This is a genomic window from Adlercreutzia sp. (genome assembly GCF_056795635.1).
Genome location: NZ_JBQIIT010000035.1, coordinates 1 through 13,286, shown reverse-complemented (window position 1 = coordinate 13,286; position 13,286 = coordinate 1). Strand labels below are relative to the sequence as shown.

Genomic DNA, 13,286 nt, shown 5'->3' with positions numbered 1-13,286 from the left:
AGCACCTCGATGTCGCAGCCGTTGCAGCTGGAACCGTCGTAGTGGATGACCCAGGGCGATTTCGATGCGAATGCCATTTTCGTCCCTCCTTACAGAAACGCCAGCACGGCGATGTTCACGCCGCCGGCCACGAGGGCCACGAGCCACGCCGACTTGAACATGAACTGCCACTTCACGCGGGCGAAGTTGTTGTCGATCCATATCTCCAGGAAGTACACGACCACCACGGCGATGAGGGCCGCGATGAGGGAGAGCGGGCCGCCCCAGACGAAGAACAGGCCGATCCAGCCCATGAACAGCACGTTCTCGCACCAGTGCATGATCTCCACCATGCCGAGGGTGGGTCCGCTCATCTCCGTGGTCACGCCGCGGACGATCTCCTGATGGGCATGGTGGGACAGGGCCAGGTCGAAGGGCGACTTGCGCAGCTTGATGGTGAGGATGAACAGCACCCCCAAAAACACCAGGCCGATGGTGCACACCGCCGGATGAGTGAGCCCGAAGGCGGCGGCCACGTCGAAGGAGCCCGTCACCTGGAAGAACGCCACGGCCATGAGCAGCACCATGGGCTCGTAGGACATCACCTGGAGCGTCTCGCGGGCGGCGCCCACCTCGGCATAGGGGCTGCGGGTGGAATAGGCCGCCATGATGAAGAACAGGCTCGAGAGCGTGATGACGAACACGCACAAAAGCAGATTGCCGCCGGAGAAGAAGATGCCGCCGGCGAGCACGGCGAACAGGAGGGCCGCCCCCACGTAGACGCGCTCCACCGCGTTCACGCTGGCGCGCTCCTTCTCGAAGAGCTTCCGCACGTCGTAGTAGGGCTGCAAGAGCGGCGGTCCCACGCGGCCCTGCATGCGGGCCGAGATAATGCGGTCGAGGCCGGCGAGCAGGCACCCGACCACCGGCGCGACGAGCGCGAACAGGAGGGTGCCGATCAGGGTCGTCAGCAAAGTCATCTCAATCACACCCTTCCTAGAAGACCAACGGGGTCACGACGAAGGCCACCACGAACGCGGCCACCATGATGAGCGAGTTGAACACCACGCCCACCGGGGCGATGCGGGCCTCCCCGAACACCGATTCCATATACCAGTTGCGCGTCGTGGCCTCGGCGGTGCCGGACAGGGCGTTCTGGAAGGAGCGCGTATCGGCGTCGCGGCTCACGCCGGCCAGATACACGTCCACGGTACGGCCCTTGGGCTTGGCGCCCACGCCGGCGAACAGGACGACGACCACGATGATGGTGCACAGCGAGGCCAGCCACAGGTTGTCGGCGGAAATGTCCTGGCCGACGGTGCCGTAGACGCCGAAGATGTAGGGCTCCACGACGGCGGCGGAGATGAGCGGCAGGAACACGCAGCCGAGCACGAGCAGGCAGGCCATGAGCAGCAGGGCCGTCCACTCCGTGGGCTTCACGGTCACCTCCACGTTCTCCGGCGAGCCGGCGATGCCGGCCAGCTTGCCGAGCCACTTGGCCCAGAACATGAACGTGGCGGCGCTGCCGAAGGCGAGGATCACGATGAGGGCCACCTGCTGGGCGTCCACGAAGGACACGAGCGTGGCCCATTTCGCCATGAGCATGCCGAAGGGGGCGATGAACATGGCCATGATGCCGAGCATCATGAAGCGGGCCAGGCGCGGCATGCGATCGAACAGGAGGTCCATATCCTCGATATCGCGGCTGCCGATGTGGTGCTCGGCGGTGCCGACGCACAGGAACAGCAGCGACTTCGCGATGGCGTGGAACAGGATGAGGAAGGTGGCTGCCCACACGGCCTCGGGGGTGCCCACGCCGGCGCAGGCCGTAATGAGGCCGAGGTTGGCGATGGTGGAGTAGGCCAGCACCCGCTTGGCGTTGGATTGGGAGATGGCCATGAAGGAGCAGAGCACGAAGGTGATGGCGCCCACGAGCATGACCATGATGGAGGGGGCCGGGGCCACGGCGAGCACCGGGGCCAGCTTCACCAGCATGAACACGCCGGCCTTCACCATGGTGGACGAGTGCAACAGGGCGCTCGTGGGAGTGGGGGCCACCATGGCGCCCAGAAGCCAGGTCTGGAAGGGCATCTGGGCCGCCTTCGTGATGCCGGCGAAGGCCAGGGCCGTCACGGCGAAGGTGACGATGGCCGGCTCGTTCACCCCGATGACGAGGAAGTCCAAAAACGAGAACGTGCCCACGGTAATGGCGCAGGAGTACAGAGCCGCGAGAAAGCCCAGGCCGCCGGCCAGGTTCATGACGATCTGGCGGAAGGCGTTGTTGATGGCCTCCTCGGTGCGGGTGTAGCCGATGAGCAGGAAGGAGCACACCGTGGTGACCTCCCAGCCCGTGAACATCCACTCCATGTTGTTCGAGAACACGATGGCGAACATGGCCGCCAGGAACACGAACATGAGGGCGAAGAACAGCGGGCGGCGATCGGCGGCGCCTTCGGGCTGGTGGGCCTGGAAGTCCTCCATATAGCCGAGGGCGTACACGCAGATGCCGCTGCCGATAACGCCGATGATGAAGGCCATGAGCAGTGACAGCGAGTCGAAGTAGAGCCCGTAGGGCACCTCGATCTCGTGGGCGAAGACGAATTCCAGCACGAGCGTGCCGACGATCTGCACTGCGGCCAGGGCGATGGCCAGGACGTTCTTGTAGCGCACACCGAACGCGATGATGACCGCAGCGATGAGCGCCGAGATGCCCGTGCAGACGAAGTCGACCACCTCGCTCTCGAACGAGAACAAGACGGTGGCCGCCCCCAGATTCATCACCACGAGTGCCACCGACGCCGCCGCGATGACCGCTGCCGCCGCGCACACGATGACCCGGCGCGGGCCTTCATGGCGCACGAACAAGAGCACCGCTGCGACGATGAGGGGGAACACGATGAGGAAGCCGAGCAGTCCGAGACTGAGTTCCATACAGGATCCTCCTTACCCTTCTCTTCGGCCCGACACGGCGGAATCTATCCGCCCCGCCCGGGCGAGACCCTGAAGATCTTCGCTCTACCATAGCAAAGAACCGCGCCCCGGGCCGTCTCCTTCCCTGATGGAGCGGCTAATGCTCGGTAAAAGGGTACGGGTGGTTGTGCACCTGCACTAAAATTCGGCGTCCCCGGGCCGCCCGATCAAGGACGCGGAAGGGCCGCCTTGGCATCGAAGCGGCGTCCCAGAAGGGCACCGGCCGCAGCGCCGATGAGGGCCGGGGGCAGCCAGCTGAAGCCGAAGACGTAGAGGGGCGCGGCCTCCACGAAGGCGAGGGCGCCGGTGAGGTCGTGGGCGGTCAGAAGCAGGCTCGCCGCCACGGCCGCCAGAGCGGCCCCCTTGAAGGTCCAGGTGGAGCGGATGTGCCGGCGGAACAGCAGCAGCACGACGGTGATCATGAACGGCGGGCAGATGACCGACAGCACCGGGGCCGCCAGGCTGATGATGGCAGTGAGGCCCAGGTTGCAGATGAGCAGGGCGACGACCACCACGGCGATGAGGGCCGCCCGGTAGCCGACGCGCCGGTCGGTGATGCGCTCCACGTAGGCCGCTGTAGCGCCGACGAGCCCCACGGCCGTGGTCAGGCAGGCGAATCCCACCACCACGCCGAGCACGATGAGGCCGGTGCGCCCCATGAGCTGCTCGGTGATGAGGGTGATGAGGGTGGCCTGGTTCACATCGGCGGGCACCACCGTGGCCGCCGTAGCCCCCAGGTAGGTGAGGCCGCCGTAGACCAGGGTCAGCAGCACGCAGGCCACCAGGCTCGCCCGGGCCGTCACCGACAGCTGGCTCTTCCCGTCGGCATAGCCGGCGGCCCGCACCGACTCCTGCACGATGAGGGCGAAGCCCACCACGGCCAGGATGTCCATGGTCTGGTAGCCCGCCGAGATGCCGTCGGCCACCACCGTGGCCGTCTCGGGAGCGCCCACGGGGCCGAGCGGCGTGGCGATGCCGGCCGCCACCATGACGACGATGCCGGCCACGAGCACCGGGGTGAGCACCTTGCCCACGATGTCCACGATGCGGACGGGGCGCAGGGTGAGCAGCAGCACCACGGCGAAGAACAGCAGCGAGAAGGGCAGGAGGCCGATCCGGTCGCCGAGCAAGGGGGCGATGGACATCTCGTAGGTGGTGGCGGCCGTGCGGGGGCTCGCGATGATGACGCCGGTGCACAAAATGGCGGCGGTGTTCAGCACGAGGGCCGCCCGCTTGCCCAGCACCCCCTCGATGGAGAGGATGGAGCCGCCGGCGCGGTTGATGGCCACGACCCCGATGCAGGAGATGACCACGTCCACGAAGACGAAGCAGGCAAGGCCGATGGGCCACTGATCGCCGGATTCCAGGCCGAGGAACGGCGGGAAGATGAGGTTGCCGGCCCCGAAGAACATGGCGAACAGCGCCAATCCGATTACCAGCGCGTCCTTGTTCATGGGCCTCCCTCTCTCACACGCGGTCTCGCACATACCGTACCGCTCGCGGAACCATTGTCCGCGCACGAGAGGGACATGATGACGGAAGGGCGCCCCGGTTACCCGCTCAACGCCAAAGCGGCATAAAATCGTCAAGGGGTGCCGGGGCGCCTCCCGAAGGGGCGGGCGCGGCCAAGGGAGTCCGCGCACCTGGAAACGGCGCTGCCGGGGGCGCGGCGCTACAGCGGGCGGGGCACCGGGTAGCTTCCCGTGAAGCACGCCTCGCACCACCCCTGGTGACGCGCTCCGCCGACAGCCCGGTGCAGCCCTTCCAGGGAGATGAAGGCCAGCGAATCGCAGCCGATCCACCGCCGCATCTCCTCGGTGGTGCGCCCGGCGGCCAGAAGCTGATCGCGGGTGGCCGTGTCGATGCCGTAGAAGCAGGGCCAGCGCACCTCGGGGCTCACGATGCGCAGGTGCACCTCGGCCGCCCCCGCCTCGTAGAGCATGGACACCAGCTGGCGGCTCGTGCTGCCGCGCACGATGCTGTCGTCGATGACCACGAGGCGCTTGCCAGCGATAACGCTGGGCAGCGGGTTCAGCTTCAGGGTGATGCCCCGCTCCCGCATGGCCTGGGTGGGCTGGATGAAGGTGCGGCCCACGTAATGGTTCTTCACGATGCCGAAGGCGTAGGGAATGCCGCTCGCCTCGGCATAGCCCACCGCCGCCGGCGTCCCGGAGTCGGGCACGCCGATCACCGCGTCGGCCTGAACGGGGGCCTCCGCCGAGAGTATGGCCCCCATGGCCCGGCGCGCCTGGTAGACGCTCTGCCCGTCGATGATGCTGTCGGGGCGGGCGAAGTACACGTACTCGAAGATGCAGGAGGCGCGCCGCGGCGCCGCTCGCCCGCTCTCGGCGACTAGCCCCTCGCGCCCGAGGCGCACCACCTCGGCCGGCTCCACATCGCGCACGTAGGCCGCGCCCGCGATATCGAGCCCGCAAGTCTCGGAGGAGACGACCCAGCCGCCTTCGGGCAGGCGCCCGATGCACAGCGGGCGAATGCCGTGCGGGTCGCGGAAGGCGTAGAGGGCCCGGGGCGTGGCCAGGATCATGGCATAGGCGCCCTCGAGCACATCCATGGCCTGCCGTATGCCCTCGCGGACCGATCCGGCCCGGCGGACCGCCCGCGCGATAACGTGGGCCGCCACCTCGCTATCGGTGCCCGCGGCGAAGACGGCCCCCTCGGCCTCGAGCGACGCTCGCAGCGCCTCGGTGCCGAGGAGCGTGCCGTTGTGAACCAGGGCGATGGACTCCGCATCGATGGTCGACAGGTGGGGCTGGGCGGCATCCCGCGAGGAGGCGGCCCCGCTCGTCGAGTAGCGCACGTGCCCCACGGCCAGCAAGCCGCCCAGCTCTTCCATCACCGCATCGTCGAACACCTGGGTGACCAGACCCACATCCTTGTGGCAGCGCAGCGTCTCCCCATCCCCCACGGCAATGCCGGCGCTCTCCTGGCCCCGATGCTGCAGAGCCTGCAGACCAAAGCCCGCGAGGCGGCCCACATCCTCGCCGGGGGCGTACACCCCGAATACGCCGCAGGCTTCCTCCAGGGCATCGGGCATTTCGCAGACAACGGTTTCCATGGCGCGCATCGCTCCTCCAACGACGTATTGGGACCGCCCTTCTTATCGGCGGTCTCCCATGGTAGCCGACAAACGCGGCCGCAGAGGCGCGCGGGCCGGGAGGAAATGCGCCGGAAACAAGACCCGTACCAAGCGGAAACAAAATTGACCTTCCCACGTAACGTTGGGGGCCTAGCATGGGGACGCTGGAAACTACGAACGAGGAGTCGCAGCTATGACACGCAGGAACATTCCCCGCGAGGGCGAGGTCCGCATCCCCTCGGGCTGCGCCATCGCGGGCATCATGGATCGCAGCGGCGCGCGCCACGACGGAGGCGACATCCTGCGCTCCATCGCGCTCATGCACGATCGGAGCAACGGGCTGGGCGGCGGGTTCGCCGCCTACGGCATCTACCCCGACTACGCCGACCTGTATGCCTTCCATATTATGTACGAGAGCCGCGAGGCCCGCGCTGCCGCCGAGGCCTATCTGGAGCACTTCTACCTCTGCGAGAAGCAGGAGCGCATTCCCACCGAGGAACACCCGGCCATCAAGAACCCGCCGGACATCTGGCGCTATTTCATGGCGCCGCACCCCATGCGCCTGGCCGCGAGCGGCCTGGACGAGGCGGAGTACACCATGCAGCACGTCTTCCATATCAACGGGAAGATCGAAGGCGCCTTCGTGGCCTCGTCGGGCAAGGACATGGGCGTGTTCAAGGGCGTGGGGTACCCCGAGGACATCGGCGCCTTCTACCGCATCGGCGACTACCGCGCCTGGGCCTGGACGGCTCACGGGCGCTTTCCCACCAACACGCCCGGCTGGTGGGGCGGGGCGCACCCCTTCACCTTGCTGAACTGGTCGGTCGTCCACAACGGCGAGATTTCCAGCTACGACGCGAACCGCCGCTACGTGGAGCAGTTCGGCTACGACTGCGAGCTGCAGACCGACACCGAGGTCATCACCTACCTGTTCGACCTTCTGGCCCGCCGCCACGGCCTGTCCCAGCAGATGGCCGCCCACATCATGGCAGCCCCCTCCTGGCGCGAGATCGACGCCATGGAACCCGACCGGGCCGCCTTCGAGACGGCGCTGCGCACAGTGTACGCCAGCGCGCTCGTGAACGGGCCCTTCTCCATCATCGTGGGCTCCGAGGAGGGGCTTTTGGCCCTGAACGACCGCTTGAAGCTGCGGGCGCTCATGGTGGCCGAGAAGGGGCCGATGGTGTATCTGGCCAGCGAGCAGGCGGCCATCCAGGTGGTGTGTCCCGACGCGGAGAACGTGCGCTCCATCGAGGGCGGCGTGCCCTTCGTGGTGCAGCGCGACGATGTGGCGGCCGCCAAGGCCGGCGAGGCCGCGGAGAACCGGGCGGTGCGCGACTGGCCGCTGGAACACGAAGTGGGCGTGCTGCCCCGCAAGAGAAGGGAGGCGTGAGCGCCATGGATGCTACGACCAACTGCGTGCTCCCCCGCTACCGGGTCGTGCGCGACGAGGCGGCCTGCACCGGCTGCGCCCAGTGCGTGCGCTCCTGCGCCAACGGCGTGCACCGCCTGCGGAAAGACCCCGATCGCATCGTCATCAACTCCCGCGCCTGCGTGAACTGCCAGCGCTGCGTGGTGTTCTGCCCCGAGCTGGCCCTGACTATCCGGCCGTGGCCCCAGGTGGGCACCGGCTCGTCCACCTGGACGGCCGAGGCCATGGCCGACATCGCCAAGCAGGCCCAGACCGGCGCCGTGCTGCTGTCGTCCATGGGAACGCCCGCCCCCTACCCCATCTACTGGGACCACCTGCTGCTGAACGCGAGCCAGGTGACCAACCCCTCCATCGATCCCTTGCGCGAGCCCATGGAGACCCGGGTGTTTTTGGGCAGCCGGCCCGAGATCCTCAAGATAAACGAGCGCGAGCGGCGGGTGGTCGAGCCTTTGCCGCCGCAGCTGAAGCTCGATGTGCCGATCATGTTCTCGGCCATGTCCTTCGGCTCCATCTCGCTGAACGCCCAGAAGGCCCTGGCCCTAGCCGCCACCGAGCTGGGCACCTTCTTCAACGTGGGCGAGGGCGGCATGCACTGCGACCTGGAGCCCTTCGCCGACCACGCCTTCGCCCAGGTGGCGTCGGGGCGCTTCGGCGTGGATGCGCACTACCTGAACACGGCAGCGGCCATCGAGATCAAGATCGGCCAGGGCGCCAAGCCCGGCATCGGCGGCCACTTGCCCGGCGAGAAGATCAACAGCGAGGTGTCGCGCACCCGCATGATCCCCGAGGGCAGCGATGCCATCTCCCCGGCACCGCACCACGACATCTACTCCATCGAGGATTTGCGTCAGCTTATCTTCTCCATCAAGGAGGCCACCGGCTACCGCAAGCCCGTGGCGGTGAAGATCGCCGCCGTGCACAACGCCGCCGCCATCGCCAGCGGCATGGCCCGCACCGGCGCCGACATCATCGTGGTGGACGGCTTCCGCGGCGGCACCGGCGCCGCCCCCAAGCGCATCCGCGACGCGGTGGGCATTCCGGTGGAGCTGGCCCTGGCCGCCATCGATCAGCGTTTGCGCGACGAGGGCATCCGCTCCATGGTGAGCTTGGTGGCCAGCGGTTCCATCCGTAACTCCGCCGACGTGGTGCGCGCCATCGCCCTGGGGGCCGACGCCTGCTCCATCGGGTCGGCGGCCCTCATCGCCATGGGATGCCATCAGTGCCGCGATTGCTCGAGCGGCCGGTGCAACTGGGGCATCGCCACCCAGCGTGCGGCCCTCACCGCTCGGCTGCGCCCCGAGGAGGCAGCCGAGCGCGTGGTGAACCTCGTGCGGGCGTGGACCGCCGAGATTCAGGAGATGATGGGCGGCATGGGCATCAACGCCGTGGACAGCCTGCGGGGCAACCGCCTGATGCTGCGCGGCGTGGGGCTCAACGAGAAGGAACTGGACATCCTCGGCGTGAAGTACGCCGGCGAGTAGGACGGGAGGAAGCCATGACCGACGCGACCCACACCCTGGACGCCGGGAAAGCCGAGGCGGCCGCAGGCACGGCGGCCTTGACCGGCGGAACGGCCACAGGCGAGGTGACTCTCGGGCTCGCCCACTTCAAGGAGGCCAACGAGCAGGTGCGGAAGGCCCTGGCGAGCGCCGATGCCGTCGTCGTCCGCGATGCGAACGCCCAGCGCTACCTCGGCTGCGCGCTGCCCGCGGGCAAATCGCTCGACATCCTCGGCACTCCCGGCAACGATTTGGGCTGCTACCTGGATGGCGGCGCCATCGTGGTGCACGGCAACGGCCAGGACCAGGTGGGCAACACCATGAACGACGGCGCCATCGTCGTGCACGGGCGCATCGGGGACGCCGCCGGCTACGCCATGCGCGGGGGCACCATCCTCGTGCGCGGTGACTGCGGCTGGCGCGCGGGCATCCACATGAAGGAGTACGCGGGCAAGCGCCCGGCCATCGTCATCGGCGGAGATGCCGGCGCCTTCCTCGGCGAGTACATGGCCGGCGGCGTGATAGTCGTCGGGGGCACGCCCGGCGACTATGTGGGCACCGGCATGCACGGCGGGGTGATCTACCTGCGCCATCCCTTAAGCGCCGAGAGCATCATGGACGGCCTCATCCAGGAACTCGTCGGCGACGAGGACATCCCTCAGCTTGCCGCGCTGCTCGCCGCCTACGACGAGGCTTTCGCGAGCGAGGGCCCGCCCTTGGGCGGCGACCCGGGCAGCTGGTACTGCCTGCGTGCCGCAAGCGCCCGCCCCTACGGCGGCCTGTACGCCCACTAGGCCGACCCGCTGCCGTACCTGTCGTTCCACCTGTCGCTTTACTGTCGTTTCACCTGTATTCGCCCTGAGCACCGCCTACAGAAAAGGAGATTCCCATGACGAACGTTCCCGAGATCTACGGCTCCCTTGTGTTCAACGAGTCCACCATGCGCGAGCGCCTGCCCAAAGCCACCTACAAGCAGCTCATGGGCACCATCAAGGAGGGCGCGCCGCTCGAGCCCGAGGTGGCCAACGTGGTGGCCCACGCCATGAAGGAATGGGCCATCGAGAAGGGCGCCACCCACTACACCCATTGGTTCCAGCCGCTTTCCGGCATCACCTCCGAGAAGCACGATGCCTTCGTGGACCCCACCTCTGACGGCCACGCCATCATGACCTTCTCGGGCAAGGAGCTCATCCAAGGCGAGCCGGATGCCTCCAGCTTCCCCTCCGGCGGCCTGCGCGCCACCTTCGAGGCCCGCGGCTACACCGCCTGGGACCCCACCTCCTACGCCTTCATCAAAGACGACGTGCTCTGCATTCCCACCGCCTTCTGCAGCTACACTGGCGAGGCTTTGGACAAGAAGACGCCGCTTCTGCGCTCGATGAAGGCCATCGAGACCCAGGCGCGCCGCGTGCTGGAGCTCTTCGGCGAGGAGGATGCGGGCCGCGTGGTGACCAACGTCGGCGCCGAGCAGGAGTACTTCCTCATCTCCGAGAAGGACTACGAGCGCCGCATGGACCTCATGCTCACGGGCCGCACCCTGTTCGGCTATTCCCCCTGCAAGGGCCAGGAATTGGAAGAGCACTACTTCGGTGCCATCCGCCCCACCGTGAGCGCCTACATGAAAGAGCTCGACGACGAGCTGTGGAAGCTCGGCGTGCCCGCCAAGACCAAGCACAACGAGGTGGCTCCGGCCCAGCACGAGCTGGCGCCCATCTATTCCGAGGCCAACCGCGGCATCGACGAGAACCTGCTCACCATGGAGAAGATGCGCCTTCTGGCCAGCCGCTACGGTCTGGTGTGCCTGCAGCACGAGAAACCCTTCGAGGGCGTGAACGGCTCGGGCAAGCACAACAACTGGTCCATCTCGGCCGGCAGCAAGAACCTGCTCGACCCGGGCGAGCACCCCATGGACAACCTGCGCTTCCTCGTGTTTCTGGCCGGCGTGGTGCAGGCGGTCGACGACTACCAGGAGCTGTTGCGCATGACGGTGGCCAGCGCCGGCAACGACCATCGCCTGGGGGCCAACGAGGCGCCCCCGGCCATCGTGTCCATGTTCCTCGGAGACGAGCTGGGGGCCGTGGTGGACGCCCTCATCGACGACCGCGACTACAGCGAGGCGGAGCGACTGTCGATGGATCTCGGCGTAAGCGTGCTGCCCAACTTCCAGAAGGACAACACCGACCGCAACCGCACGAGCCCCTTCGCCTTCACGGGCAACAAGTTCGAGTTCCGCATGCCTGGCTCGGCGGTGAACCTGTCGGACGCGAACATGGTGCTGAACACGGCCATGGCAAAATCGCTGAAGGACTTCGCCGACGCCCTGGAGGGCAAGACCGGCGACGAGTTCGTACAGGCGGCCTGGGATTACGTGAAGCAGACCCTGCGCGATCACGAGCGCATCATCTTCAACGGCAACGGGTACTCCGCCGAGTGGGAAGAGGAGGCCGCCCGTCGCGGCCTGGCCAACCACAAGACCACGGCTGATGCGCTCCCCTGCTTCGTGGCGCCGAAGTCCATCGAGCTGTTCGAGGAGTTCGGCGTGCTCTCCGAAAGCGAGGTGCGCAGCCGCTACGAGGTGAAGCTGGAGAAGTACAACAAGCTCATCAACATCGAGGCCCGCGTGATGCGGCGCATGATGCGGCGGCTGTACCTGCCGGCCATCAGCGCCTATGCCGCCAAGGTGGCCGACCACATCACCTCGGTGAAGACAGCCATGCCCACCGCCAACACATCTGCCCAGGAAGCCCAGCTCGCGCGTATTATGGACGGACTGAACGACGCCCAGGAGAAGTTCGACGCCCTGGCCGCCAAGCACAAGGAGATCGTGAAGATCGACGACGCCCAGGCCGCGGCAAACGCTAACGCCCACGAGCTGCTGCCGCTCATGGAGAGCCTGCGCGAGACCGTGGACAACCTGGAGATTCTCGTGCCCGACACCGATTGGCCCGTGCCGTCGTACAATGAGATCCTCTTCTATGCCTAGGCACGCGCGACGAGATATTCAGGGAAAGGTGATGGCCATGGAGATAACGGGAGCAGGCGTTGCGGGTCGCTACCCCTTCGCGAAGCTGCACGGGCTCGGCAACGACTTCGTGTTCTTCGACGACCGCGATGAGATAATGGATGTGTCGGTGGACCAGGTGAAACATCTGTGCGATCGCCGGTTCGGCATCGGGGCAGACGGGGTCATCCTCGTGCGGCCCGCTCGCCTTGAGGGCTGCGACGGGCTCATGTACTACATCAACGCCGACGGCACCTTGGCCCAGATGTGCGGCAATGGTGTGCGCTGCTTCGCGAAGTACGTGGTGGATCGCGGCATCGTGGACGCCGCGCGCGGCAGCCTGACCGTGGAGACCCTGGCCGGGCCGCGCGCCATCCGCTTCACGATGGACGAGGCCGGCAAGCTTGCCATGGCCCAGGTGGACATGGGCGCCCCCGTTCTGGAGGCCGCCGAGGTTCCCTTGAATGCCGCCGCGGCCGACGAGGCCACGGCGGTGGTGCTGGAAGAGCGGGCGGTGCGCCCCTGCGACGGCACGCCGCTCATTTCCGCCACGGCACTGACCCTGCCCTACCCCGGCGGCCCCGACTTCACCTTCGTGGCCGTGTCCATGGGCAATCCCCATGCCGTCTGCCTCATCGACGACTGGGAGGCGCTGCCTGCCCATCTGTTCAAGGGCGGCGAGAAGTCGCTGGACACCTTCGCCGTGGATGCCGTGGGCGCCTACTTCGAGAGCCATGCCGCCTTCCCCGAGAAGACCAATGTCGAGTTCGCCTGCGTCGGCGAGGACGGCATTGCCATGCGCGTCTTCGAGCGCGGCTGCGGCGAGACCATGGCCTGCGGAACCGGGGCCTGCGCGACGCTGGTGGCCGCGGCCCTCACCGGCCGTTCCGAGCGCGAGAGCGATGTGCGCCTGCGCGGAGGCACCCTGCGCGTTCTCTGGGATGAGACCGACCATGTCATCATGACCGGTCCGGCCGAAGAGGCGTTCACCGGCACCGTGGAGCTCTAGGTCGAGCAGGGGGCACCGCTGCTCGCGCAGAGCCCCGCACTTCTCAGCTATGGCAACGGCCCCGCAATCATGGCGAAAACCACGGTTGCGGGGCCGCTTCAGGATACCGGGCCAACCTTGAGGGGCGAGCCGGGACAGGGCGTGCGCCCGAAGGGTTGCCGCCGGCACCCCTATCCCAGGGCGCCAATCCGTTCCATGGCGCGCTCGGCATCGGCCCGCTCGCCGAAGGCGGTCAGGCGCACGTACCCCTCGCCGGCCGGGCCGAATCCGGCCCCGGGCGTGGTGACGATGGCCGCCTC

General features: G+C 67.4%; 9 protein-coding genes and 1 pseudogene. 5 read left to right on the top strand and 5 right to left on the bottom strand.

Annotation, left to right across the window (positions count from 1 at the left end; genetic code table 11):
• From ACTOXK_RS11435 to purF, 5 genes and pseudogenes are all read right to left on the bottom strand, one after another.
• Nucleotides 1–77, bottom strand: a pseudogene (locus ACTOXK_RS11435) (NADH-quinone oxidoreductase subunit B family protein); the annotation flags it as partial.
• 12 nt (nucleotides 78–89) lie between these two features.
• Nucleotides 90–959 (bottom strand): NADH-quinone oxidoreductase subunit H, encoded by an 870-nt coding sequence (locus ACTOXK_RS11430; protein WP_482277768.1) that lies wholly within the window; start codon nucleotides 957–959, stop codon nucleotides 90–92.
• 16 nt (nucleotides 960–975) lie between these two features.
• Nucleotides 976–2,910 (bottom strand): NADH-quinone oxidoreductase subunit 5 family protein, encoded by a 1,935-nt coding sequence (locus ACTOXK_RS11425; RefSeq protein WP_482277749.1) that lies wholly within the window; start codon nucleotides 2,908–2,910, stop codon nucleotides 976–978.
• A gap of 206 nt (nucleotides 2,911–3,116) precedes the next feature.
• Nucleotides 3,117–4,403 carry a branched-chain amino acid transport system II carrier protein gene (gene brnQ, locus ACTOXK_RS11420; protein ID WP_482277750.1) on the bottom strand — a complete coding sequence of 429 codons (1,287 nt, stop codon included), beginning with the start codon at nucleotides 4,401–4,403 and terminating at the stop codon, nucleotides 3,117–3,119.
• Between the two features lie 218 nt (nucleotides 4,404–4,621).
• Nucleotides 4,622–6,025 (bottom strand): amidophosphoribosyltransferase, encoded by a 1,404-nt coding sequence (purF, locus tag ACTOXK_RS11415; RefSeq protein ID WP_482277751.1) that lies wholly within the window; start codon nucleotides 6,023–6,025, stop codon nucleotides 4,622–4,624.
• A gap of 214 nt (nucleotides 6,026–6,239) precedes the next feature.
• Between purF and ACTOXK_RS11410 the strand changes: the two genes are divergently transcribed.
• The 5 genes from ACTOXK_RS11410 to dapF all read left to right on the top strand — a co-directional run bounded on the left by ACTOXK_RS11410 (nucleotide 6,240) and on the right by dapF (nucleotide 12,987).
• The gene (locus ACTOXK_RS11410) at nucleotides 6,240–7,439 is read left to right on the top strand and encodes a class II glutamine amidotransferase (protein ID WP_482277752.1); all 1,200 of its coding nucleotides are present in this window, start codon (nucleotides 6,240–6,242) and stop codon (nucleotides 7,437–7,439) included.
• A 5-nt stretch (nucleotides 7,440–7,444) separates the two neighbouring features.
• Complete coding sequence (locus ACTOXK_RS11405; RefSeq protein WP_482279944.1) at nucleotides 7,445–8,959, top strand: glutamate synthase-related protein; 1,515 nt, start codon at nucleotides 7,445–7,447, stop codon at nucleotides 8,957–8,959.
• A gap of 14 nt (nucleotides 8,960–8,973) precedes the next feature.
• On the top strand, nucleotides 8,974–9,771 hold the full coding sequence (locus ACTOXK_RS11400) for a GltB/FmdC/FwdC-like GXGXG domain-containing protein (RefSeq protein ID WP_482277754.1): 798 nt from the start codon (nucleotides 8,974–8,976) through the stop codon (nucleotides 9,769–9,771).
• Nucleotides 9,772–9,866: 95 nt separating this feature from the next.
• Nucleotides 9,867–11,960, top strand: a complete 2,094-nt coding sequence (locus ACTOXK_RS11395; protein WP_482279943.1) for a glutamine synthetase III family protein — start codon at nucleotides 9,867–9,869, stop codon at nucleotides 11,958–11,960.
• Nucleotides 11,961–11,997: 37 nt separating this feature from the next.
• Nucleotides 11,998–12,987: a diaminopimelate epimerase gene (gene dapF / locus ACTOXK_RS11390; protein ID WP_482277756.1), complete on the top strand. Its 990-nt coding sequence runs from the start codon at nucleotides 11,998–12,000 to the stop codon at nucleotides 12,985–12,987.
• Nucleotides 12,988–13,286 lie beyond the last annotated feature (299 nt).

What these genes read in the sequence shown, in the direction of transcription:
- ACTOXK_RS11430 (WP_482277768.1), bottom strand. Translation starts at nt 959, where the DNA reads ATGACTTTGCTGACGACCCTGATCGGCACCCTCCTGTTCGCGCTCGTC.
- ACTOXK_RS11425 (WP_482277749.1), bottom strand. Translation starts at nt 2,910, where the DNA reads ATGGAACTCAGTCTCGGACTGCTCGGCTTCCTCATCGTGTTCCCCCTC.
- brnQ (WP_482277750.1), bottom strand. Translation starts at nt 4,403, where the DNA reads ATGAACAAGGACGCGCTGGTAATCGGATTGGCGCTGTTCGCCATGTTC.
- purF (WP_482277751.1), bottom strand. Translation starts at nt 6,025, where the DNA reads ATGGAAACCGTTGTCTGCGAAATGCCCGATGCCCTGGAGGAAGCCTGC.
- ACTOXK_RS11410 (WP_482277752.1), top strand. Translation starts at nt 6,240, where the DNA reads ATGACACGCAGGAACATTCCCCGCGAGGGCGAGGTCCGCATCCCCTCG.
- ACTOXK_RS11405 (WP_482279944.1), top strand. Translation starts at nt 7,445, where the DNA reads ATGGATGCTACGACCAACTGCGTGCTCCCCCGCTACCGGGTCGTGCGC.
- ACTOXK_RS11400 (WP_482277754.1), top strand. Translation starts at nt 8,974, where the DNA reads ATGACCGACGCGACCCACACCCTGGACGCCGGGAAAGCCGAGGCGGCC.
- ACTOXK_RS11395 (WP_482279943.1), top strand. Translation starts at nt 9,867, where the DNA reads ATGACGAACGTTCCCGAGATCTACGGCTCCCTTGTGTTCAACGAGTCC.
- dapF (WP_482277756.1), top strand. Translation starts at nt 11,998, where the DNA reads ATGGAGATAACGGGAGCAGGCGTTGCGGGTCGCTACCCCTTCGCGAAG.